This window comes from Geothrix mesophila (assembly GCF_022808835.1).
Taxonomy (GTDB): domain Bacteria; phylum Acidobacteriota; class Holophagae; order Holophagales; family Holophagaceae; genus Geothrix; species Geothrix paludis.
Genome location: NZ_JAKZLD010000001.1, coordinates 1,316,664 through 1,338,698, shown reverse-complemented (window position 1 = coordinate 1,338,698; position 22,035 = coordinate 1,316,664). Strand labels below are relative to the sequence as shown.

The window sequence follows — 22,035 nt, the reverse complement described above, 5'->3', positions numbered from 1 at the left end:
TCCGTGTCTGCCGTCATGCTGGTTCAGATCACTTCGACGGGATAGCAGCCCTTCTGGATCAGCTCCGAGGCGATGCGGCCCCGCAGGCGAGCGCTGCTGGTGGGGTGGAACTCGGTGAAGGCCTTCACGCCAGCCAGGGCGTGGCGTAGGGCCTCGCCCTCGACCACGTCCGCGCAGAGCATGCGGGCGTCCCCGTGGACCTTGTGCCAGCTCTCGTTCACGTAGAGTTCGGTCATGTCGCGGGCGATCTGGGCCCAGCGGTGGCCGGACTCCACCATGCGCTCGGCGCGCACCACGGCGCTCTCCATGGCGTAGATCTCCATGAGCATGTTGCTCATGCGGGCCATGACCTCCTGGTTGTCGACGAGCTTCTGGCCCAGCACCTGCACCGCCAGGCCCGCGGCCAGCATGCACTGGCGCTTGCTGAGCTCCACGCCGTGCTTCAGGCGGGCCAGGGGGCCCGTGAAGCTCTCGGCCTTGATCGGGTTGGAGATCTCCTTGGCCACCTGCTGGCCGAACTGCATGAGCGGCAGCTCGCCCTTCATGGCGCGCTTGAGCAGCGTGCCGGCGATGAGGAGGCGGTTGATCTCGTTGGTGCCCTCGAAGATGCGGTTGATGCGGCAGTCGCGCTGGGCCTTCTCCGGGGGATACTCGGCGCTGAACCCGTAGCCGCCGAAGGCCTGCACGGCCTCGTCCGCCACGTTGAACAGGGCCTCGCTGGCCCACACCTTCGAGATGCTGCACTCGATGGCGTACTCGTCGATGGCGGCCATCTTGTCGGCGCCGGCCGTGGGGCTGTCCCAGCTGGTGGCGTGGAGGGCGTCGTCCAGGTAGCCGATGGTGCGGAAGTTCAGGGCCTCGGCCACGAAGATCTTGGTGGCCATGTCGGCCAGCTTCTGCTGGATGAGGCCGAAGCTGTTGATGGGCTTGCCGAACTGCTGGCGCTCGCCGGTGTACTTGATCGTGTATTCCAGGATGCGCTTCATGCCGCCCTGGCTGCCCACGCCCAGTTTGAAGCGGCCGATGTTCAGGATGCCGAAGGCGATCTTGTGGCCCTTGCCGATCTCACCCAGCAGGCGGTCCTTGGGAATGCGGCAGTTCTCCAGGATGACGGTGCGGGTGGAGCTGCCCTTGATGCCCATCTTCTTCTCTTCAGCGCCGGTGCTGACGCCGGGATCCGTCTTCTCGACGATGAAGGCGCTGAAGTCCTTGCCGTCCACCTTGGCGAAGATCACGAAGACATCGGCGAAGCCGGCGTTGGTGATCCACATCTTGGTGCCGTTCAGCACCCAGGTGTCACCGTCCAGCACGGCCGTGGCCTTCGCTCCGAGCGCGTCGGAGCCGCTGCCGGCCTCGGTCAGCGCATAGGCGGCCAGCCACTCGCCCGTGGCCAGCTTGGGCAGGTATGCCTTCTTCTGGGCCTCGGTGCCGAAGTAGACGATGGGCAGGGTGCCGATGCCGGTGTTGGCGCTGTAGCTCACCGCGAAGCTGCCCTGCTTGCTCATTTCCTCGAGCACGAGCATGGCGGTGCGCTTGTCCACATCCATGCCTTCGTAGGCCTCGGGGATCTCCAGGCCCAGTAGGCCCAGCTCGCCGGCCTTCTTCATGAGCTCGATGGTGAGGGGGAGGTCGAGCTTGTCGATGGCCTCGTCCTTGGGGATGACCTCGCCCTCGATGAAGTCCCGGGCGGCCCGGGCGAACTCCTTGGCGTCATCGCCGAACTCCTCGGCGGTGAACTGGGGCAGCGCCCCAATGGGGGTCAACAGGAAACTGCCTCCCTTGACCTGCTCTGCAGCGGCGGTGCTCATCTCTGTCCTCCAGATTGGGGTAGGGACCACGATGGGGGCCCGCAGGGCTCTTGGCTAGCCTCTACCCTCGGTCAACGCCTGGGATACCTCAGGTAGGCCCCCTCTCTGGTTCAATGGAGGTTCCCAGGAGGTTGGATGCCGGAAGGCCGTCACGTGCAGCAGATGTTTTCGGCCATCGCCGGGAAGTACGACCTCCTGAATCACGTGCTGTCCGGCGGCGTGGACTTCTGGTGGTGGTGGCGCATGGCCCGCCGTGCCGGGGCCGCGCCGGGGAAGCGCTTCCTGGACGTGGCCGCCGGTACCGGGGATTCCAGCGTGGCCCTGGCCCGCCGCGGCGCCGAGGTGGTGAGCACGGACTTCACCCACGCCATGCTGCGCCTGGGACCGGCCAAGTTCCGGCGCAAGGGCCTGGCGGACCGGATCTGGGCCTCCAGCGACGCGGATGCCCAGCGGCTGCCCTTCAAGGACGCCACCTTCGACGGGATCACCATCTGCTACGGCATCCGCAACGTGGAGGCCCGGCCCCTGGCCTACGCGGAGTTCCTGCGGGTGCTGAGGCCCGGCGGCCAGCTCACCATCCTGGAGTTCAGCACGCCGGTGGTACCGGGCCTCAAGGCCTTCTACGACTGGTACAGCCTGCGAGTGCTGCCCCGCGTCGGCGCCTGGATCAGCGGCGACGCCTCCGCCTATACCTACCTTCCCGAGAGCATCCGCGGCTTCCCGGACCAGCGGGCCCTGGCGGCCGAGTTGGAGGCCGCGGGCTTCCGGCAGGTGGGCTGGACGAACCTCACGGGCGGCATCGCCGCCCTGCACACGGGGGTCCGGTAGCCATCAGCCGGCCGATCAGCCGATGGGGTAGCGCCCCTGGTCCATGAGGGCCAGGGCGATGCGGTTCCGCAGGACGGAGAGGGGCGCCGGGGCCGGGGCATGCATGGCCAGCAGGTCCGCCATGAGGGCGTCCAGGGTCTCGCCGGAGGCCAGCTCGCCCGCCAGCATGCGGGCTTCGGACTGGACGCGGTTCCAGGCCTCCTGGGCGTAGACCTCGGCCAGGTCCCGGGCCAGGGGGGCCCAGCGGTGGCCGGCGGCGGCCATCTTCCCCGCCCGCACCACGGCAGACTCCATGGCGTAGAGCTCCACCAGCAGGTTCGCGATGTGGGCCGCGGCCTCCTGGTTGTCGAGGATCTTCGGCCCCTGCTCGGCCTGGGCCCGGGCGATGACCTTGAGGGCACGGGCCTTGGCCAGGGCCACGGTGGCCAGGAGGGGATCCGCGGGCAGGTCCAGGTCCGCCGCCGCGGCCTCGGCCAGGGGCAGCCCCTCCGCGCCGCCGCAGCGCTTGAGGAAGGTGCCGGCGACGAGGAGGCGGTTGATCTCGTTGGTGCCTTCGAAGATGCGGTTGATGCGGCAGTCGCGGTAGATCTTCTCGGCCGGGTATTCGGCGCTGAAGCCCGCGCCGCCGAAGGTCTGCAGGGCGTCGTCGGCCGTGGCGAAGAGGGCCTCGCTGCCCCAGACCTTGGCCATGGACGCCTCCATGGCGTACTCCTCGATGGCCTTCATCTTGTCCGCGCCGCCGGTCTCGCTCTCCCAGCTGGTGCGGGCCAGGGCCTCGTCCAGGTAGCCGATGGTGCGGAAGTTCATGCTCTCGCCCACGAAGATCCGCACGGCCATGTTGGCGAGCTTCTGCTGGATGAGACCGAAGGCAGTGAGCGGCTTGCCGAACTGGGTGCGCTCCCCGGCGTATTTCAGCGTGTACTCGAGCACGCGCTTGCCGGCCCCGGCGGAGCTGGCGCCGAGCTTGAAGCGGCCCACGTTCAGGATGCCGAAGGCGATGCGGGCGCCCTTGCCCTTGCCGCCCAGGATCCGGTCCTCGGGGATGCGGCAGTTGTCGAGGATCACGGTGCGGGTGGAGCTGCCCTTGATGCCCAGCTTCTTCTCCTCGGCGCCGGTGCTCACGCCGGGATCGGTCTTCTCGACGATGAAGGCGCTGAGGTGGGTGCCGTTGACCTTGGCGAACACCACGAAGACATCCGCGAAGCCGGCGTTGGTGATCCAGGCCTTGGTGCCGTTCAGCACCCAGTGGCCGTCCTCCAGCACGGCCGTGGCCTTGGCGCCGAGCGCGTCGGAGCCGCTGCCGGCCTCGGTCAGCGCGTAGGCCGCGACCCATTCGCCGCTGGCCAGCCTGGGCAGGTACTTCGTCTTCTGCGCGTGGTTCCCGAAGTAGACGATGGGCAGGGTGCCGATGCTGGTGTGGGCGCCATAGCTGGTGGAGAAGCTGGCCTGCTTGGCCATCTCCTCCAGCACCAGGAGGGCGGTCTTCTTGTCGAGGTCCAGGCCGCCGTAGGCCTCGGGAATCTCGATGCCGAGGATGCCCAGCTCACCGGCCTTGCGCAGCAGCTCGCGGTTCAGCTCCAGGTCCAGGTGGTCGATCTCCTCGTCGCGCGGCATGACCTCGCCGCTGACGAAGTCGCGGGCGGCCTCGGCGATGGCGAGGGCCTCCTCGCTGCTCTCCTCGGCGGTGAACTGGGGCAGGGTGCCCGCGGGGTGGAACATGAAACTGCCGCCGCGCACGGACAGGATGCTGGTCTCGGCCATAACGGACCTCCCGACCTCCTGATCATCTACCCGGAGTCAGGGGCCCTCCAGGCAGGAATGGGGGACCTGGGTCACATTCTCCCTAAAGCAGCCGTTTCTGGCCCTTGGGATGGCTCAGGACGACCTCCTTGACCCGATGGATCCAGCCCGGCCGATCCTTGGGATCCAGGCGCTCGTGGACCAGGTTCCGCTCGTCCAGGAGCCGGTCCACCAGCTTGTCGATGGACTCGGCGAAGAACGTGTCCGTGTCGCGCACGCCATCCGCCGCCAGGTGGCCGGAGAAGGGCACCTTGAAGAGCAGGTCGTAGCTCTTCATCCAGTGGTGCATGAAGCGCTCGATGGCCAGCTGGCGGCCGAAGGCCAGCATCATGTAGGCGTAGTTGTCCAGCACGCTGCGGTCGCACACCACGACATCATGCTGGCTGCCGGACCGGATCTCCTCCGCCATCTGCGTGAAGAAGATCCAGGTCTGGGCCTCGAGCGAGGTCTTCTGGTTGATGGGCAGCGGGGAGAGGCGCGCCACCTCCTTCACGATGTCCACGTGGACGCCGTCCCGCTTGAGGGCCGCGGCCAGCTCGTAGCAGAGGGTGGTCTTCCCCACGCCGTGGGTGCCGATGAAGGCGATCTTCAAAGCTCGTCCCCTTCCTTCCTCTGGGCGCGGCGCGCCTGGATCTCGTCCCGGAACTTCTGGGCGCAGTCGGGGCAGACGCCGTGGGTGAAGGTGGCTTCCGTGTGCTCGGACAGGTAGGTCTCGATCTGGCTCCAGTAGCCGTGGTCGTCGCGCACCTTCTTGCAGTTGCTGCAGATGGGCAGCATGCCGCTGAGCTGCTTCACGTCGGCCAGTGCGTGGGTGAGGTCCTGGATCAGGCGCTCGCGCTCCACCTCCAGGCGCTTGCGTTCGGTGATGTCCCGGGTGACGCCCTGGAAGCCGAGCAGGCGGCCCTCCTCGCCCCAGACGATGCGCCACTGGGCTTCCACATGGATCTCCCGGCCATCCTTGCGCGTCACGGTTGACTGGAGCAGGTCCTGCTCGAAGGGTTGGGACCCGGGAGGAAGCTGACGCGCCTTGTCCATCCGTTCCCGGAAGATCTCGCTGCCCTTTCGGGAGAGGGCCCGGTTCTCGGGGGCGAGCGCCATGAACTCCTCGGGCGTCCAGCCGCGCTGGCGGAGGATGGACGGGCTCACGTAGGTGAGGCGGCCGTCCGGATCCATGGACCAGATGACATCCGTGGCATTCTCGGCCAGAAGGCGGTACCGGGCCTCCTGGGCGGTCAGGCGCTCCTGGTCCGCCACCTGGCGGACCCAGGAGGCCCGGGCCTGCCAGCCCAGGGCAAGGGTGAGGGCGGCCAGGCCCAGGACCGAGGCCACCGCGAAGATGACTTGGTGGCGCCAGATCCGGAGGTACTCCGATTCCGCCAGGCCCACCAGGATGAAAAACCGGGGATCGTCGGTGCGGCGCAGGGTGTAGATGCGGCGGGTGCCATCCAGGATCGAGCGCTCGGAGAAGTGGTAGGTGGTGGCCCCGCTTCGTACGGCCTCAAGATAGGCCCCCTGGATCTGGGTCTCGCCGGTCATCCGCTGCTGGCCTTCGAAGTCGGGATAGCGGGCCAGGAGGCTCAGGTCCGCGCCCCGCAGGGAGACCGATCCATGCCGGCCCACGTCCAGCCGGGACATGGCCCGGGCCAGCTGTTCGGTGGGGAGCTGGGCGAAGACGACGCCCGTGAACTGCCCGTCTTCGCGGACCACCCGGCGGGCCAGCACGATGACCCAGGCGCCCGAGGAGCTCCGCACGGGCGGCGGGATGACCAGATCGTCGCCGGTCCCGGCCTTGAGCCTGAGGAAGAAGGGCTGGTCGCCCACGCTCCGTCCGGCCCCGGCCGGAGCCGCGTGGAGGACCCTCCCCTCGGCGTCGGCCATCTGGAGGGAGGCGAGCAGCTCCACCCGTCGGAACTGCGTCAGGACCAGAGGCCCCAGCCGCCGATGGGTGGGGTCGTGGCGCTCCTCATCCCGGACTGCCTGGAGGGCCAGGTCGATGCGCTGGATGGTGTCCGCCACATTGTCTTCCAGGACCTCTGCGAGGTTCCGGGTGGCGGACTCCGCGCGCTCCACCTGGTGGCGGCGGTTCATCGTCAGCAGCCATACTGCGGCGACCAGGGCCACCAGGTTGAACAGGCCCAGTAGCGCCCCCATGGCCTTGATGAAGGTCGGAGGCGTGAGCCGGGGAGGACGCAGCTGATCCGTCATGCGGTTTCGTCAGAACAGGCTCTTCCCGTCCATGACCTCGGGCTGGGAGAGGCCGAACAGCTTCAGCAGGGTGGGGGCCACGTCGCTGAGGGCACCGCCGCCGCGGAGCTGAAAGGCCTCGAAACCCTGGGCCACGAGGACCGCGGGGACCGGATTCAGGGTGTGCGAGGTGTGGGGGTTGCCGCCTTCGTCGCGCATGCACTCGCAGTTGCCGTGGTCGGCGGTGATGAAGAGGGCCCCGCCCGCGGCCAAGGTGGCATCCACGATGCGGCCCACGGCGGCGTCCACCGCCTCGCAGGCCGTGATGGCCGCTTTCAGATCGCCCGTGTGGCCGATCATGTCCGGGTTGGCCAGGTTGCAGACCAGGAACCGGTACTGGCCGGATCGGATGGCGGCCTCGAGTCCCTGGCTCACGTCCGGCAGGCTCATCTCCGGCTGCAGGTCGTAGGTGGCCACCTTGGGGGAGGGCACCAGTCGGCGTTCCTCGCCCTCGAAGGGCGCCTCCCGGCCGCCGTTGAAGAAGTAGGTGACGTGGGCGTACTTCTCCGTCTCGGCCGTGCGGAACTGGCGCCAACCCTGCGCGCTGACAAGCTCGCCCAGGATGTGCTCGAGGCTCTGGGGCGGGTAGGCCACGGACACGTACGGATCCAGCTCGATGTCGTAGGCCGTGAAGGTGACCAGCTCCACCGCAGGGCGGTGCCGCGGGGCGAAGCCCTTGAAGTCTGGATGCACCAGGGCATGGCACATCTGGCGGGCCCGGTCGGCGCGGAAGTTGAACCACAGCACGCCATCGCCGTCGGCGATGGGGTGGAAGTCGGTGAGCTTCGTGGGGGCCACGAACTCGTCCGTCTCGCCCCGGGCGTAGGCGGCGGCGATGGCGGTCAGGGCGTCCGGCGCGGCCTGGGGGGCCTCGCCGTCCACGTAGAGCTTCCAGGCCTGCTCGGTGCGCTCCCAGCGCTTGTCGCGGTCCATGGCCGTGTAGCGTCCGCAGACCGAGCCGATGGTGACCAGGGGGGTGTTCCGCAGCTGGAAGGTCAGCCACTGGAGGTAGCCGTCGGCGCTCTTCTGGCCCGTGTCGCGGCCGTCCGTGATGGCGTGGATGGTGGTGGGCACGCCCTCGGCCTGGGCCCACTGGGCCAGGGCCACGAGGTGATTCTGGTGGCTGTGGACGCCGCCATCGCTCACCAGACCCATGAGATGCAGGCGCTTCCCGGAGGCCTTGAGGCTGGCCAGCAGGGCGCCCATGGCCGCATTCTCCCGGAAGGTGCCCCGCCGGATGGCGGCGTCGATGCGGGTGAGCTCCTGCCAGACCACCCGGCCGGCACCCAGGTTCATGTGCCCCACTTCCGAGTTGCCGAACTGCCCGTCGGGCAGGCCCACGGCTTCGCCGCTGGTGAAGAGCTGGGTGGTGGCGTAGGTCTTCCGCAACTCATTGAAGCGCGGCATGGCCGCCACGAAGGTGGCATCGAAGGCGTTCCGCGGCCCATCGCCGAAGCCGTCGAGGATGAGGAGGGTGATGGGGCCGGGGATCATGGCGGGCTTCATCCCTTACTTTTTGTCGCGCTGCTGGGTCTTCAGCCCATGGGGCAGGTCTTCTTCGTTGACGAAGCCGATGGGCCGCTGCTTCGGGGCACCTTCGACTTCCTCGCCCTGGATGACCTTGATGAGCGTGTCCAGCTTCTGCTCCAGGGCCGTGACGCGCAGGGACAGTTCGGCCTGGGCGGTGATCACGTGGCGGGCCTCGGCGAAGGCGGGCAGGAGCTTGAGCAGGGCCGGCTCGTGGCCGGGCACCAGCCCCGCCAGCAGGGCGGCCCCGGCCTCGGTGAAGGCCAGCACCGGCGCGTCCGGGATGCGCTGGCGCTCCTCGGCGGTCAGGTGGAAGACGAGGCTTTCGGGGAACCGGTCGGCGTGGGTGGTCACCAGGGCGGCGAGGGCCTTGGTTTCCAGCCCCAGCTGATCCGCCAGGGCCTGGTCCGGCAGGGCCGCGGCATCACGGACCCAGAGCAGGCGGGAGAGGATTTCGACGGGGGCGGCCATGGTCACTTCCTCGGACGGAAGCCGATGGGCTTCTTGGCTGGGACGGGTGGTTCCATCAAGTCCCGGATCGCTTCAAATACCACCCGGAACTGGCCATCATACTTGCGTTCCAGGGCTTCGAGCTTTCTGGCGAGATCGGCATGGGAAGCCAGAATGCCCCGGAGGCGCGTGAAGGCTCTCATGATCTCGATGTTCACGGCGATGGCCTGGTCGCTGTTGAGAACGCTCGAAAGCATGGCAATGCCATGTTCGGTGAATGCGTAGGGAGCCGTTCTGCGACCGCCCCAGGCACTTGAGATCACCGTTTGTGATCTCAAGTCGGCCCATTCCTCCGCATCAAGCTGGAACATGAAGTCGGCCGGAAATCGCCTGGCGTTGCGTTTGACGGCCTGGACGAGGGCCCGGGTCTCTACACCGTAGAGGGCCGCCAGGTCCGCATCGAGCATGACCCGCTCCTTTCGGAACAGGTGGATGGAATGGAAGATGCGCTCCGCCGGGAGGGCGCTCACGGCACCTGCTCGCCGTGGGGATGGGACAGCAGGTAGAGGACGGCCATGCGGACGGGCACACCGTTGGTCACCTGGTCGAGGATCAGGTTGTTGGGGCCGTCGGCCACGTCGCTGGTGATCTCCAGGCCGCGGTTGATGGGGCCCGGGTGCAGGACCACCACGTCCTTCTTCGCGCGCTTCATGCGTGCCGGATTGAGCTGGAAGAAGCGGCTGTATTCGCCCTGGCCGGGGATGTAGGCGCCGGTGCCCCGCTCGAACTGGGCGCGGAGCATCATGATGGCGTCCTGCTCGGGGATCACGGCGTCGAAGTCATGGCTGATCTTGATGCCGGGCCAGGTGGCGGCCATCTCCTGGGGCACCAGCGTGGGCGGTCCCACCAGGGTGACCTTGGCGCCCATGCGGGTGAGCAGCCAGAGGTTGGAGCGCACCACGCGGCTGTTGCGAATGTCGCCCACGATGGCCACCCGCAGGCCCTCCAGGCTCCCGAAGTGCTTGCGCAGGGTGTAGGCGTCCAGAAGGGCCTGGGTGGGGTGTTCGTGGGCGCCGTCGCCGGCGTTCACGATGCTGGCCTTCATGTGTCTGGATAGGAGGGCGTGGGCCCCGGGGGCGCTGTGGCGCATGACGATGAGGTCCGGGTGCATGGCCTCCAGGTTCATGGCCGTGTCGATGAGCGTCTCGCCCTTGTTCAGGCTGCTGGTGTCCGCGTCGAAGTTGATGATCTCGGCCGAGAGGCGCTTCTCGGCGATCTCGAAGCTGTTGCGGGTGCGGGTGCTGTTCTCGAAGAAGAGGTTCACCACCAGCTTCTTGCGCAGGGCCGGCACGATCTTGATGCTGGGACGCTCGCAGACCTCCTCGAAGGCCCGGGCCTGGTCGAGGATCGCCGTGATGTCCTGGGGGCTGAGGGGCTCGATGCCCAGCAGGTGCTTGTGGGGAAAGACGTAGCGTTCGGACGTCATCAGCAGGCCTCCACGGTCACGCCGTCTTCACCATCGATTTCCTTCAGGCGCACCGCCACCCGGTGGCCCGGCGGCACCTCCACCCGCAGGCCCGCCAGATCGGCCTGGATGGGCAGCTCGCGGCCGCTGCGATCGGCCAGCACCAGCAGCATCACCCGGCGCGGGCGGCCGTGGTCCAGCAGGGCGTCCAGCGCCGCCCGGACCGTGCGGCCCGTGTAGAGCACATCGTCCACCAGCACCACCGTGCGCTCCTTCAGGGTGAAGGGGATCTCCGTGGGCCGGACGATGGGACTGCCCACCATCTCCGTGAGGTCGTCCCGGTAGAGGGTGATGTCCAGGGCGCCTACGGGAACCGGCGCCCCGGTGGCGGCGCGGAGGTGGGTGGCCAGGCGCTCGGCCAGGGGCAGGCCCCGGGAGCGGATGCCCAGCAGGACCACCTCCTCCTCGGGCCGCAGGCGGGCCAGCAGGTCCGCAGCCAGCCGCCGGAGGGTGGCGTCCATCTGGCCGGGGTCCAGGCAGCCTGACCCAGACCCCCCGTGTGCCGCGACGGTACCAACCGGGATGCTCGGCAAGGAAGAGCCCGCAGGGCAACGTGGTTCGTTGCTCAAGGGCGCTGACGCCGCTGAGCGCCCGGTTGGTGCCGTCCCTTCGGGCTGGGGCGGCGGGCAGCACCCCGCTGCGTCAGGCTCGGATCGCGTAGAACCACTAGGCTCACCTCGCCTTTCTGGCGGGCCACCGCCCGGCGCTCCCAGCGCGGCGCGCGCGGGGTCTGGGTTAGGCTGCGGAGGGCAGGGGCCTTGGGCTTCGGGCATGGAACCTCCGGGGTGCGCCCCCGCGGGGCGCGCGCACGAACCCAAGTCTATCCCAGCCCGGTCCCGGACCGGGGGCCGCCGGGGCCAGATTTGACGACGTTCCAAACCGTTCTGATTGGGAGACAATGCCGGGAGCGCCCCGGGCGCCTCCCCTTCCCTGGAGCCTCCGTGAAGATCCTCGTGGTGGACGATTCCCCGACCATGCGGCGCATCATCATCGGCAACCTCTCCCGTCTGGGGCATACGGACGTGGTGGAGGGCGAAAACGGCCGGTCTGGGCTGGAGCAGTTGGATCGGGGCGGGGTGGACCTCATCATCACCGACTGGGACATGCCGGAGATGGACGGGATCGCGTTCGCCAGGGCCGTGCGGAGCCGGGGCGCCACCATGCCCATCCTCATGGTCACCACCCACGCCGCCACCCAGGACATCGTCCAGGCCCTCGAGGCCGGCGTGAGCACCTACGTGGTGAAGCCGTTCACCCAGGAATCGCTCAGGGAGAAGATCGACTCCCTTCTGGGATAGGACCCTGGAGCCGGCTCCTTTCCCCGGGCACAATAGAGGTTTAGGCCCAGGAGCCCCCGTGACCAGCCAGCCCTTCACCGAAGTCCGATTCCTCGCCGGCCAGGTCGGCGAGACCGTCCGGCTGCGGGGCTGGGTCCGCAATGCCCGCACCAGCAAGACCCGCTTCGTCGAGCTGCGGGACGGCTCCGGCTTCGTGCAGTGCGTGGTGGGGGCCGCCGAGGCCGATCCCGAGAGCTACGAGCTGGCCGGGAAGCTCACGCAGGAATCCGCCATCACCGTGACCGGCGTGGTGCAGCAGCACCCCAAGACCGGCCAGCCGGAGCTGCTGGTGAAGTCGCTGGAGCTGGTGGGAGGGAGCACAGACTTCCCCATCACGCCCAAGGAGCACGGCACCGAGTTCCTCATGGAGAACCGCCACCTCTGGCTGCGCAGCAAGCGCCAGTGGGCCATCCTCCGCATCCGCCACACCCTGGTGAAGGGCATCCGCGACTTCTTCGATGGCGACGGATTCACCCTGCTGGACGCGCCCATCCTCACACCCAGCGCCTGCGAGGGTACCAGCACCCTCTTCGGCACCGAGTACTTCCACGAGGGCATGGCCTTCCTCAGCCAGTCGGGCCAGCTCTACCAGGAGCCGGGCATCGCCGCCTTCGGCAAGACCTACTGCTTCGGCCCCACCTTCCGGGCCGAGAAGAGCAAGACTCGGCGCCACCTCACGGAATTCTGGATGGTGGAGCCCGAGATGGCCTTCGCCCACCTGGACGACGTGATGGCCCTGGGTGAGCGCATGACCAAGTTCCTGATCCAGCGCGTGCTGGAGACTCGCCAGGAGGAGCTGAAGATCCTCGAGCGCGACACGGCGCCGCTGGAGACCGCCCTCAACACCACCTTCGACCGCATGACCTACACCGAGGCCGTGGAGAAGCTGAAGGCGCTGGGCAGCGACATCAACTGGGGCGAGGACTTCGGCAACGACGACGAGACCATCCTCATGAACGCCACGGACAAGCCCCTCTGGGTGCACCGCTTCCCCAAGGCGTTCAAGGCCTTCTACATGGAGCCCGACCCTCAGGATCCCCGCCTGGCCCTGGGTGCCGACCTGCTGGCCCCCGAGGGCTACGGCGAGGTCATCGGCGGCGGCGAGCGCGCCTCCAGCCTCCAGTACCTCCTGGACCAGATCGAGCACGAGGGCCTCAGCCGCGCCGACTACGAGTGGTATCTCGACGTCCGCAAGTACGGCAGCGTCCCCCACGCCGGCTTCGGCATGGGCCTCGAGCGCGCCGTGGCGTGGATCTGCAAGCTGCCGCATGTGAGGGAGACCATTCCGTATCCCCGCATGATGGGCACACTCAGGCCGTAGCGCTCGGTCACGACACCGCTCCCGCTGCGCGATCGCGGGCGGCAGCCTCCGCAGGGCTGCGCCCTGCTCCGACTCGGGCCGGCGGGACCCCGCGCCGCCGGCTGCCGGTGCAGCCCGCTCTGCGACCCGCTGCGTCCCTCACCGCATGTCCGCGAAACCATTCCGTACCCGCGCATGATGGGGACGCTCAGGCCTTAGGGGTCGGTCACGATACCGCTCCCGCTGCGCCTGCGGTTTGCGATCCCGGGCGGCAGCCTCGCCGGGGCGTGCGCCGCGGGGCGGCGCTTGGCCCCGGCTCGACTCGGGCCGGCGGGTCCCCGCACCGCACGTTCGCGAGACCATCCCGTATCCCCGCATGATGGGAACTTTGAGGCCGTAGGAAAGATCTCCACGAAGGACGCGAAGAAAGAATCTAAGGGTACCAAGATCGTCTCTTGGTGCCCTTGCATTTTCCCTTCGTGTCCTTCGTGGAAATCCTTTTCCGGAGTGGAGCTACAGCTGCATCACCACGCCCGGCAGCTTCTGGATCGCCTCCCGCAGGGGCGTCTCGGCCTGGCTGTGGGGCAGGGTGACCCAGAAGGTGTAGCTGATGAAGGCGCCCTTGCAGGCGGCGGTGTGCTGCTCGTCGCCGTCGGCCTGGGGCCCCAGGTGGGCGAGGATCAGCTCCATGACCATGTCGGGGCGCAGTTCCTCCTGGCGCCCGATGATCTTCATGGGGATGCGGTTGGGGTAGGTGACTTCGGGGCGGCGGCAAGCTTCCATGACGTCATTGTACCCCTTGGTAGGCTGGAGGGTCGGAGGCCCCCCGTGCTGGATCGTCTGAAGGACCTGGAAGCGCAGTCGCGGCTGCTGGACCCCGGAGCTGAAACGCGGGCGGCGCTGTGGGATGCGGCCCGGGGCTATGCCGAGGGATTCCTCCGGGCCCTGCCGGAGGCCCCTGCGTTCGTGCAGAAGGACCGGCCCGGGGCTGGCCTGGCGGACTTCCCCATTCCCGAGGCGGGGCGCCCCTTCCCCCAGGTGCTGGGCGCCTTGGGCGAGCACGTGGATGGCGTGGGGGCCAACGGGGCCTCCGGCCGCCATCTGGCGTTCATCCCGCCCTCCTCCCTCTTCACGGGGGCCCTGGGTGACCTGCTGGCGGCCCTCACCAACCGCTATGCGGCCTACTTCTTCGCGGGGCCCGGCGCCGTGCGGATGGAGAACCAGGTTCTCGGCTGGCTGGCCCGGGAGATGGGCCTGCCCGAGGGCAGCTCGGGCAACCTGGCCGCGGGGGGCAGCATGGCCCACCTGGTGGGCGTCTGCACGGCGCGGGAGGCTGCGGGCCTCAAGGCGGCGGATTATCCGAAGGCCTGTGTGTATCTGTCGGACCAGGCCCACCATTGCCTCGTGAAGGCCCTCCGGGTGGCCGGCATGGCCGAGGCGCCCGTGCGGGAGATCCCCACGGACACTGATTTCCGGATGCGCCCCGAGGCTCTGGAGGCCGCCATCCAGGCGGATCTGCGGGCGGGCCTGCGCCCCTGGCTGCTGGTGCCCACCGCCGGCACCACCAACACCGGCGCCGTGGACCCCCTGGAGGCCTGCGCGGACCTGGCCGCCCGCCACGGCCTGTGGCTGCACACGGACGGGGCCTACGGGGCCTCCTTCGCCCTGACGGACCTGGGGAAGGCCACCCTCCGGGGGCTGGAGCGCAGCGACAGCCTGGTGCTGGACCCTCACAAGGGCCTCTTCGCGCCCCTGGGCCTGGGGACCCTGCTGACACGGCACCTGGAGCCCCTGCGGCGAGCCCACGCCTTCGAGGCGGACTACCTGCCCTCGCCGCCGGAGGACCTGGAGGAGTTGAGCCCCTCGGAAACGACCCTGGAGTTCAGCAAGCACGCCCGCGCCCTGCGCCTGTGGCTGCCCCTCCAGGTGCATGGCGTAGCGGCCTTCCGCGCCGCCCTGGAGGAGAAGCTCCTCCTGGCCCGGTACGCCTACGGCCGGCTCCAGGGGATGCCCGGTGTGGATCCGGGCCCCGCACCCCAGCTCAGCGTCCTGGCCTTCCGCTTCCTGCCCAAGGCCGGCGACGCCGATGCTTTCAACCAGGCCCTGCTGCAGCGCCTGACGGCCGAGGGCCGGGTCTTCCTCAGCGGCACCAAGCTGAACGGCGCCTTCCACCTGCGCCTGGCCATCCTCGCGGCGCGAACGCACAAGGACCAGGTGGACGAAGCCCTGGACCGTCTCCAATCGGAGGCGGCCAAGTTCGCCTGATCACTGCCTTTTCACCGCGCAACGCGCCAGCGTGGCGCGCAGGCTACCCGACCTCGATCTCCCGCAGGTCCTTCCCGGGCTTGAAGCGGATGCTCTTGCCCTTGGGGATCTGGACGCTGGCGCCGGTCTTGATGTTCCGGCCCATGCCGCGCTTGCGGGGACGGGGCTCGAAGACGCCGAAGCCCCGGATCTCGATGCGGTGCCCGTTCAGGAGGGCGTCCTTGAGGCGCTCCGTGAGGAGGTCCACCACCTGGAGGGCGGTGGCGCGGGAGCAGGGATGAACCTTCATCAGCGAATTGGCGATGTCGATCTTGATCATCGGCGACCTCGGTTCGGGGGTGGGAGAGCCAGGATAAGGGGAAGGGCGGTCAGCGTGCCAGGGTGATTTTCACGTCGGTGCCCGGAGGCATGGCCATGGGCATGCCCGGGGCGGGGGGCTGGACCTGGGGCGGGGCCGACGGCGCGCCGGATTCCCGGCCTCCGCCCTGGGCGATGGACATGCCGCGCTCCATGTTGGCCCGGGCCATGTCCGCCGTGGCCATGACGCCTTCGAGCCGCAGCTTGAACTCGCCCACGTTGGTGGCGCGCAGCAGGGCCTCCTCCTCGGTGATGAGACCCTGGCGCAGCAGGAAGTAGAGGCTCTGGTCGAAGGTCTGCATGCCGTACTGGGCCGTGCCCGCCGCGATGACGTCCTTCAGCATCTTGGTCTTGTCCTTGTCCTCGATGCAGGTGCGCACGGTTTCCGTGGCCACCATGACCTCGACGGCGGGGACGCGGCCCTGGCCATCGGCCCGTGGCACCAGGCGCTGGGAGATGATGCCCTTGAGCACCGCCGCCATCTGGAGGCGGATCTGCTTCTGGTGGTGGGGCGGGAACACGGAGATGACGCGGTTGATGGTCTCCGTGGCGTCCAGGGTGTGCAGGGTGCTGAAGACCAGGTGGCCGGTCTCGGCAGCGTGCAGGGCCGTCTCGATGGTCTCCAGGTCGCGCATCTCACCCACGAGGATCACGTCCGGGTCCTGGCGGAGGGCGGCGCGGAGGGCCGTGGCGAAGGTCTTGCAATCCGCCTCCACCTCGCGCTGGTTCACGATGCTGAGGTTGTCCCGGTGCAGGTACTCGATGGGGTCCTCGATGGTGAGGATGTGCTCGGACCGGGTGGCGTTGATGAGGTCGATCATGGCGGCGAGGGTCGTGGACTTGCCCGATCCCGTGGTGCCCGTCACCAGCACGAGCCCGCGCTGCTCCTGGCAGATGGTCTTGAGGACCTTGGGGAGCATCAGGTCGTCGATGGTGTAGATCTTCCGGGGGATCACGCGGAGGACGAGGCCCACGGTGCCGCGCTGGTTGAAGATGTTGCAGCGGAAGCGGCCCAGGCTCGGCACCGAATAGGCGATGTCGAGGTCGAGGTTCTCCTTGAACTTCGCCTTCTGCTTGTCGCTGGCCATGATGGCGTAGGCCATGGCGATGGTGTCCTCCTGCACCAGGCGCTTGAACTGCGTCATGGGCGTGAGTTTTCCCTTGATGCGGGCGATGGGGTGGTTGCCGACCTTGAGGTGGAGGTCGCTGGCGCCCTGCTCGCAGACCACGGTGAGCAGTTCGTTGATATGCATGGGGTTCTCCCGGTGAGGGTCCGCTTATCTTAGACCCCTGGCGCGACAATGGAAGGGGTTGCAATCAGGGCTCGGAAATCAGCCTCGCGTCTGGTAAAATCAAAGGTTCTGCCGGGCTTGTGCCTGGACTGCCGGGAGCCCGATGACCTCGCTCGAGAAGATCCGCAACATCGCCATCATCGCCCACGTCGACCATGGCAAGACCACCCTCGTGGACGCCCTGTTCAAGGGCGCCCACATGTTCCGGGACAACCAGCGCGTCCAGGAACGGGCCATGGACAGCAACGACCAGGAGCGCGAGCGCGGCATCACCATCCTGGCGAAGACCACCTCCCTGCACTGGGGCGGCTACCGCTTCAACATCGTGGACACGCCCGGCCACGCCGACTTCGGCGGCGAGGTGGAGCGCGTGCTCTCCATGGTGGATTCGGTCCTGCTGGTGGTGGACGCCTTCGACGGCCCCATGCCCCAGACCAAGTTCGTGACCCGCAAGGCCCTGGCGCTCGGTTTGCGCCCGATTGTCGTCATCAACAAGGTGGACCGCCCCGGCGCCCGCCCGCTCTGGTCCCAGGACCAGGTCTTCGACCTGCTCATCGAGCTGGGCGCCACGGAGGAGCAGCTGGACTTCCCCTGCGTCTTCGCCAGCGCCAAGCAGGGCTACGCCATGCTGGACATGAACGACGCCAGCGAGAACCTGGACCCCCTCTTCGACACCATCGTCAAGCACTGCCCCCATCCCCAGGGCAGCCCCGACGCGCCGTTGCAGATGCTCGTGACCCTCATGGATTGGAGCGACTTCGTCGGCCAGATCGGCATCGGCCGCATCGTGAACGGCCGCCTCAAGGTGGGCGAGACCGTGGCGGTGGTGAAGCGCGACGGCAGCGTCCAGCAGCACAAGGTCACCCAGCTCTACGGCTTCGAGGGTCTGTCCCGCATCCAGCAGACGGAGGCCAGCGCCGGCGAGATCGTGGCCCTGGCGGGTATCCCCGACATCCGCGTGGGCGAGACCATCGCCGACGCCGCGAGCCCCGTGGCGCTGACCTATGTGGACATCGACGAGCCCACCATTTCCATGATGTTCATGGTGAATGCCGGGCCCTTCGCGGGCCAGGACGGCAAGCACGTGCAGAGCCGCCGCATCCGCGAGCGCCTCCAGAAGGAGCTGCAGCACAACGTGGCCCTTCGCGTGGAGGACACCGACAGCCCCGACTCCTTCAAGGTGAGCGGCCGCGGCGAGCTGCACCTCTCCGTGCTCATCGAGACCATGCGCCGCGAGGGCTTCGAACTCTGCGTGAGCCGCCCCGAGGTGATCCTCCACACGGATCCCGAGACCGGCGAGAAGCTGGAGCCCTACGAGGACGTGACCATCGACATTCCCGAGGCCTTCATGGGCGTGGTGATGGAGCACATGGGCAACCGCAAAGCCGAGATGCAGGACATGGGCAACGAGGGCGGCCGTCTGCGCCTGCACTTCAAGATCCCCAGCCGTGGCCTCATCGGCTTCCGCAGCGAGTTCATGACCGATACCCGCGGCGAGGGCATCCTCCACAGCCTCTTCAGCCACTACGGCCCCTACAAGGGCGAGCTGCCGGGCCGCAAGAACGGTGTGCTCATCAGCATGGAGTCCTGCGAGGCCGTGGGCTTCGCCCTCATGAACCTGGAGGAGCGCGGCGTCATCTTCATCCACCCGAACACCCGCTGCTACGAGGGCATGATCGTGGGCGAGCACGCCCGCGAGAACGACCTGGTGGTGAACGTGGCCAAGGGCAAGAAGCTGTCGAACATGCGCGCCAGCGGCAGCGACGAGGCCACCCGCCTCACCCCGCCCCGGGAGCACACCCTGGAGCAGGCCCTGGAGTACATCGAGGCCGACGAGCTGGTGGAAGTCACCCCCAACTTCATCCGCATGCGCAAGCGCGTGCTCGACACCAACGAAAGAAAGAAGTCGGAAAAGCGCACCGAGGCCTGAGGTCAGGCCGTCTGAAGCGCCCCGGGGCTTGAGTCCCGGGGCGCTTCCCGTATATGCTCCAGGGCTCATCCCTTTTTTCCTGGAGCGTAGCTGAGGGGCAAACCCCTTCCGGTGCGTTCTGGCCCGGAGGTCCCTCATGCGCCTCGCCGCCGTTTTCCTCGGTCTGGCCCTCTCCACCCTGGGATCCGCCCAGGGGCTGCCCATGCCCATCCTGGCCAAGGCCGATCCCCAGATGGTCTACCCCCAGTCCGCCGGCTGGCTGGATGCCTACGGTCGCGTGGTGATCACCCTCACGGGCGCCAACCTCGCGCCGCCGGACGGCGACCTCGGGCACCCCGCCGGGCCCGAGGGCGGCTACCAGCACATCTACGTGCGGGGCGTCTCGCCCAGCGGTGACCGGGCCACGGCCTGGGTGCCCGCGGTCTGGGACAACGGCGCCCGAGTGCTGGGCGCCTGCGCAAGCACGGTCATCCTGCTGGCCGTGGATCCCGGGCGCTTCCTCAGCGAGCCGGGCAGCCACCTCCAGGTGAAGCTCTGGGTGTCGGCCGGCGCGGATGGGGCGAGCGATCCCAGCGGGTCCCACCAGCTGAGCAGCCCCTGGTCCGCCATCAAGACCATCGATGTGGCGCCCGCCGGCGCCGTGAAGCCGGTGACGACGCCCCCGCCCAGCGCTCCGGCGGCGCTCACCCGCATCGTCCCCTCCGACATCCAGATCGGGGCGCCCCAGCCCTCTTTCCGGCTGAAGATCTACGGCACCCACCTGAGCCCCAACGCGCTGAAGGTGGTCTTCAACGGCGATCGAGGCGGCGCGGTGTCCGCGGAGGACCGCGTCCACTACTACGACGATGACGGCAGCTTCACGAAGGGAGGCGAGGGCCTCATCCACGTGACCATCCCCGAGCGCTACCGCCCGGCCAAGCCCGGCCAGCTCCGGATCGCCGTGATGGACGACAGCGGCGCCACGCCGGAGAAGGTGGTCACCTTCAGCCTCCCGGTCCGCACCTCGGCCCGGCCCGCGATCCCCGCCCTCTCCCAGGCGGCCGCGGTGACCGCCGCCCGGACGGCGTTTCCCGGAGTCCAGGCCGGGACCGCGAATCCGGGCGCCACGATTCCGGGGATCATCGGTCCTGGCCCGCAGATCACGCGCCTGAATCCGACGGAGCTGAAGGTGGGCGACCGGGCCGCGGCCTTCCGCATCCGGATCTACGCCAGGCACCTCGGGCAGGAGGTGCCGAAGGTGGTGTTCAACGGGGAGGAGGCCACCGCCATCCCCGCCGAGGATGCGGGCCGGACCGCGGACGACGATGGCGCCAGCCTCCAGGCGGGCGAGAAGGTGCTGCACGTCACGATTCCGGACCGCTACCGCCGCGCCACGCCCGGCCTCCTGTCCGTGAGCCTGCTGGTGGGGAAGGCGAAGAGCGCCCCGGCCCAGATCCTGTTCAAGGGGCCGGAGCCGGTCCAGGCGGTGCGTCCCCTCGCCCCGGCGGCGCGTCCCGCGCCGGCCCCCGCGCCGCCTCCCCTGGTGGCGCCCACCATCCGCCGCTGACCCCTCGCCGGCCGGGATGGCATCCTGAAGCATGGCGCCGGACCGTCCCTACACCGCTCCGCCCCGGTCCACCTTCCTGCAGAAGTTGGGACCGGGGGGACTGGCGTCCTTCCTCCTGGCCTCGGGTTCGGCGGTGCTGCTGCTGGGCCTGCCGGTCTGGTGGCGGATGCGGCGCGTGCTCCGGGGGGCGGGCGGCGATCCCGTGGAGCCCTCGGACCTCATCCTGGTGCTGGGTCGCCGGCTGGAGCGGGACCGCCCCACGAAGACCTTTGAGGCTCGCCTGGCCCACGCCGCGGGCTCTGGCGGCAGGGCCTCGCCCCGCGGATCCTCGTGGCGGGCGGGCTGACGGGACGCGCGCAGCTCAGCGAGGCCGAGGCGGGCTGCGCGTGGCTGCGCAGCCAGGGAATCCCGGAGGAGGCGCTCCGGACCGAGGACCAGAGCCAGCACACCCTCGAGAACCTGTTCCATGTGCGGGAGACCCTGCGTACCGAGGGTTGGCGGAACCTCATCCTGGTCTCCGACCACCTGCACCTGGCCAGGGCGGGGACGCTGGCGCGGGGCCTGGGCCTGGCGGTGCGCTGCAGCCCCGCGCCCAGCTGCCCCCCGACGCCGGGAAGCCTGGCCTGGTGGCGGAGGGCCGCCCTCGAAGCCTTCTTCCTGCACTGGTACCACACCGGCCTGGCCTACAGCCGCCTGATCCGCAGCGAACGACAGCTCAACCGGGTAACGTGATTATGGATGATCGGCATGAATCGCGTGTAGATGCTTACAAGGTATCTTAAAAAAAAGATATATTCGTGAGCATTTTGGCGTAGCCTCATGGGCCTCACTCAAGGAGGAGTCCATGGACACCCGGATCCTGCTCTGCCTTTCCCTCGGCGCCACGCTCGTGGGTGGCGAACCGCCGGTCCCGAGCTGGCCCAAGGTCCTGCGCATCGGCGTGGAGGACGTGAAGCCCGGCAAGGAAGCCGCCCACCAGAAGAACGAGTTCGCCTGGTCCAAGGTCCTCGCCCAGGCGAAGAGCCCCTACCACTTCCTGGGCCTGGTGCCGGTGGTCGGCGCGAACCAGGCCACGTGGGTGTGGTTCTATGATTCCCTGGCGGGCATGGAGGCGCAGCAGGCCTACATGGAGAAGCACCCGGCCCTCAAGGCTCAGGTCGAGGCGTTGGCCGTCAAGGATGCCGAGTACATCACGACCTACAGCAGCGCGGCCTACATGCTGCGTGGGGACCTCAGCCGGGAGATCGGGAACATGGCGCCCCGCTACTACTGGACCTCCACGATCCAGGTGAAGCCGGGCCACGACGCCGAGTTCGCGGCTGGCGCGAAGAAATACGCCGAGCTCTGCGAGAAGGCGGGCCTGAAGCCCCGGTGGGCCGTGTACCAGGCCGTGGCTGGGACCGCCAATCCCACGTTCCTCTGGGTGGTGCCGCTGCACAGCCTGGCCGATGCGGATGCGACCATGGCCGATGACGAGAAGATGGCCAAATCCGCTGGTCCCGAGGAACTCAAAGGCCTTTCGAAGCTCGTCGCCGACTGCTTCCTGCGGGAGGACGCCCAGCTGCTGGCCGTGGATCCGAAGATGAGCTATCCGGATGCCGGGGACATTGCCGCGGACCCCGAGTTCTGGAAAGCCTGGACGGCCAAGCCCGCTCCGAAGGCGGCGGCTGCAAAGTAGGCCTCGGAAACAGGACCGGAGGGGCGTTGCGGATGCGACGCCCTCCGCCTGCCCTGCCAGAATGAAGCCATGGCCGGCCACTCATTCTTGTCCCCACGCCCATCGGCAACCGGGGGCCCCTCTCCGCGAAGCCAAGCGAAAGCGCGGG

21 protein-coding genes are annotated in these 22,035 nt (G+C 68.6%); 9 read left to right on the top strand and 12 right to left on the bottom strand.

The annotated features are described in order from the left end of the window. Positions 1-23: 23 nt before the first annotated feature. On the bottom strand, positions 24-1,808 hold the full coding sequence (locus tag MLG87_RS06065; protein ID WP_243294297.1) for an acyl-CoA dehydrogenase family protein: 1,785 nt from the start codon (positions 1,806-1,808) through the stop codon (positions 24-26). A 135-nt stretch (positions 1,809-1,943) separates the two neighbouring features. On the opposite strand from MLG87_RS06065, the gene MLG87_RS06060 reads away from it, so the two are divergent. After that, positions 1,944-2,636: a class I SAM-dependent methyltransferase gene (locus MLG87_RS06060; RefSeq protein WP_243294296.1), complete on the top strand. Its 693-nt coding sequence runs from the start codon at positions 1,944-1,946 to the stop codon at positions 2,634-2,636. A gap of 15 nt (positions 2,637-2,651) precedes the next feature. On the opposite strand, the gene MLG87_RS06055 is transcribed toward MLG87_RS06060, so the two are convergent. The 8 genes from MLG87_RS06055 to pyrR form a co-directional block, all read right to left on the bottom strand. Then, positions 2,652-4,397 (bottom strand): acyl-CoA dehydrogenase family protein, encoded by a 1,746-nt coding sequence (locus MLG87_RS06055; RefSeq protein WP_243294295.1) that lies wholly within the window; start codon positions 4,395-4,397, stop codon positions 2,652-2,654. Between the two features lie 82 nt (positions 4,398-4,479). Continuing rightward, on the bottom strand, positions 4,480-5,028 hold the full coding sequence (locus MLG87_RS06050) for an AAA family ATPase (protein WP_243294294.1): 549 nt from the start codon (positions 5,026-5,028) through the stop codon (positions 4,480-4,482). Then, positions 5,025-6,641, bottom strand: a complete 1,617-nt coding sequence (locus MLG87_RS06045; protein WP_243294293.1) for a PAS domain S-box protein — start codon at positions 6,639-6,641, stop codon at positions 5,025-5,027. The genes MLG87_RS06050 and MLG87_RS06045 overlap by 4 nt, the downstream gene beginning before the upstream one ends. A gap of 9 nt (positions 6,642-6,650) precedes the next feature. Then, complete coding sequence (gene gpmI / locus MLG87_RS06040; RefSeq protein ID WP_243294292.1) at positions 6,651-8,186, bottom strand: 2,3-bisphosphoglycerate-independent phosphoglycerate mutase; 1,536 nt, start codon at positions 8,184-8,186, stop codon at positions 6,651-6,653. Positions 8,187-8,189: 3 nt separating this feature from the next. Next, on the bottom strand, positions 8,190-8,678 hold the full coding sequence (locus MLG87_RS06035; RefSeq protein ID WP_243294291.1) for an ORF6N domain-containing protein: 489 nt from the start codon (positions 8,676-8,678) through the stop codon (positions 8,190-8,192). A gap of 2 nt (positions 8,679-8,680) precedes the next feature. After that, complete coding sequence (locus MLG87_RS06030) at positions 8,681-9,187, bottom strand: ORF6N domain-containing protein (protein WP_341848575.1); 507 nt, start codon at positions 9,185-9,187, stop codon at positions 8,681-8,683. Then, positions 9,184-10,143, bottom strand: coding sequence for an aspartate carbamoyltransferase catalytic subunit (locus MLG87_RS06025; RefSeq protein WP_243294289.1), 960 nt, complete (start codon positions 10,141-10,143; stop codon positions 9,184-9,186). The genes MLG87_RS06030 and MLG87_RS06025 overlap by 4 nt, the downstream gene beginning before the upstream one ends. Continuing rightward, the gene (gene pyrR / locus MLG87_RS06020; RefSeq protein ID WP_279341070.1) at positions 10,143-10,715 is read right to left on the bottom strand and encodes a bifunctional pyr operon transcriptional regulator/uracil phosphoribosyltransferase PyrR; all 573 of its coding nucleotides are present in this window, start codon (positions 10,713-10,715) and stop codon (positions 10,143-10,145) included. The genes MLG87_RS06025 and pyrR overlap by 1 nt, the downstream gene beginning before the upstream one ends. A gap of 408 nt (positions 10,716-11,123) precedes the next feature. On the opposite strand from pyrR, the gene MLG87_RS06015 reads away from it, so the two are divergent. Both MLG87_RS06015 and asnS read left to right on the top strand, forming a co-directional pair. After that, positions 11,124-11,480 (top strand): response regulator, encoded by a 357-nt coding sequence (locus tag MLG87_RS06015; RefSeq protein WP_243294287.1) that lies wholly within the window; start codon positions 11,124-11,126, stop codon positions 11,478-11,480. Positions 11,481-11,538: 58 nt separating this feature from the next. Further along, positions 11,539-12,840 carry an asparagine--tRNA ligase gene (gene asnS / locus MLG87_RS06010; protein WP_243294286.1) on the top strand — a complete coding sequence of 434 codons (1,302 nt, stop codon included), beginning with the start codon at positions 11,539-11,541 and terminating at the stop codon, positions 12,838-12,840. A gap of 492 nt (positions 12,841-13,332) precedes the next feature. On the opposite strand, the gene MLG87_RS06005 is transcribed toward asnS, so the two are convergent. Beyond that, entirely contained in the window at positions 13,333-13,602 is a 270-nt protein-coding gene (locus MLG87_RS06005) for a DUF493 family protein (RefSeq protein ID WP_243294285.1), read from the bottom strand. Between the two features lie 45 nt (positions 13,603-13,647). Between MLG87_RS06005 and MLG87_RS06000 the strand changes: the two genes are divergently transcribed. Continuing rightward, the gene (locus tag MLG87_RS06000; RefSeq protein WP_243294284.1) at positions 13,648-15,084 is read left to right on the top strand and encodes a pyridoxal phosphate-dependent decarboxylase family protein; all 1,437 of its coding nucleotides are present in this window, start codon (positions 13,648-13,650) and stop codon (positions 15,082-15,084) included. 43 nt (positions 15,085-15,127) lie between these two features. On the opposite strand, the gene MLG87_RS05995 is transcribed toward MLG87_RS06000, so the two are convergent. After that, a complete protein-coding gene (locus MLG87_RS05995) occupies positions 15,128-15,403 on the bottom strand; it encodes an HU family DNA-binding protein (protein ID WP_243286548.1) in 276 nt (91 codons plus the stop codon). A gap of 49 nt (positions 15,404-15,452) precedes the next feature. After that, entirely contained in the window at positions 15,453-16,694 is a 1,242-nt protein-coding gene (locus MLG87_RS05990; RefSeq protein WP_243294283.1) for a type IV pilus twitching motility protein PilT, read from the bottom strand. A gap of 142 nt (positions 16,695-16,836) precedes the next feature. On the opposite strand from MLG87_RS05990, the gene typA reads away from it, so the two are divergent. From typA to MLG87_RS05965, 5 genes are all read left to right on the top strand, one after another. Beyond that, the gene (gene typA / locus MLG87_RS05985) at positions 16,837-18,663 is read left to right on the top strand and encodes a translational GTPase TypA (protein ID WP_243294282.1); all 1,827 of its coding nucleotides are present in this window, start codon (positions 16,837-16,839) and stop codon (positions 18,661-18,663) included. A gap of 136 nt (positions 18,664-18,799) precedes the next feature. After that, positions 18,800-20,209, top strand: coding sequence for a hypothetical protein (locus MLG87_RS05980; RefSeq protein WP_243294281.1), 1,410 nt, complete (start codon positions 18,800-18,802; stop codon positions 20,207-20,209). Positions 20,210-20,240: 31 nt separating this feature from the next. After that, positions 20,241-20,555, top strand: coding sequence for a hypothetical protein (locus MLG87_RS05975; RefSeq protein WP_243294280.1), 315 nt, complete (start codon positions 20,241-20,243; stop codon positions 20,553-20,555). Next, entirely contained in the window at positions 20,540-20,941 is a 402-nt protein-coding gene (locus tag MLG87_RS05970) for a YdcF family protein (RefSeq protein WP_243294279.1), read from the top strand. Before MLG87_RS05975 ends, MLG87_RS05970 begins: the two co-directional genes overlap by 16 nt. A 112-nt stretch (positions 20,942-21,053) precedes the next feature. Continuing rightward, complete coding sequence (locus MLG87_RS05965) at positions 21,054-21,887, top strand: hypothetical protein (RefSeq protein WP_243294278.1); 834 nt, start codon at positions 21,054-21,056, stop codon at positions 21,885-21,887. The last annotated feature ends 148 nt before the right edge of the window (positions 21,888-22,035 follow it).

What these genes read in the sequence shown, in the direction of transcription:
- MLG87_RS06065 (WP_243294297.1), bottom strand. Translation starts at nt 1,808, where the DNA reads ATGAGCACCGCCGCTGCAGAGCAGGTCAAGGGAGGCAGTTTCCTGTTG.
- MLG87_RS06060 (WP_243294296.1), top strand. Translation starts at nt 1,944, where the DNA reads ATGCCGGAAGGCCGTCACGTGCAGCAGATGTTTTCGGCCATCGCCGGG.
- MLG87_RS06055 (WP_243294295.1), bottom strand. Translation starts at nt 4,397, where the DNA reads ATGGCCGAGACCAGCATCCTGTCCGTGCGCGGCGGCAGTTTCATGTTC.
- MLG87_RS06045 (WP_243294293.1), bottom strand. Translation starts at nt 6,641, where the DNA reads ATGACGGATCAGCTGCGTCCTCCCCGGCTCACGCCTCCGACCTTCATC.
- gpmI (WP_243294292.1), bottom strand. Translation starts at nt 8,186, where the DNA reads ATGAAGCCCGCCATGATCCCCGGCCCCATCACCCTCCTCATCCTCGAC.
- MLG87_RS06035 (WP_243294291.1), bottom strand. Translation starts at nt 8,678, where the DNA reads ATGGCCGCCCCCGTCGAAATCCTCTCCCGCCTGCTCTGGGTCCGTGAT.
- MLG87_RS06025 (WP_243294289.1), bottom strand. Translation starts at nt 10,143, where the DNA reads ATGACGTCCGAACGCTACGTCTTTCCCCACAAGCACCTGCTGGGCATC.
- MLG87_RS06005 (WP_243294285.1), bottom strand. Translation starts at nt 13,602, where the DNA reads ATGGAAGCTTGCCGCCGCCCCGAAGTCACCTACCCCAACCGCATCCCC.
- MLG87_RS05995 (WP_243286548.1), bottom strand. Translation starts at nt 15,403, where the DNA reads ATGATCAAGATCGACATCGCCAATTCGCTGATGAAGGTTCATCCCTGC.
- MLG87_RS05990 (WP_243294283.1), bottom strand. Translation starts at nt 16,694, where the DNA reads ATGCATATCAACGAACTGCTCACCGTGGTCTGCGAGCAGGGCGCCAGC.
- typA (WP_243294282.1), top strand. Translation starts at nt 16,837, where the DNA reads ATGACCTCGCTCGAGAAGATCCGCAACATCGCCATCATCGCCCACGTC.
- MLG87_RS05980 (WP_243294281.1), top strand. Translation starts at nt 18,800, where the DNA reads ATGCGCCTCGCCGCCGTTTTCCTCGGTCTGGCCCTCTCCACCCTGGGA.
- MLG87_RS05975 (WP_243294280.1), top strand. Translation starts at nt 20,241, where the DNA reads ATGGCGCCGGACCGTCCCTACACCGCTCCGCCCCGGTCCACCTTCCTG.
- MLG87_RS05965 (WP_243294278.1), top strand. Translation starts at nt 21,054, where the DNA reads ATGGACACCCGGATCCTGCTCTGCCTTTCCCTCGGCGCCACGCTCGTG.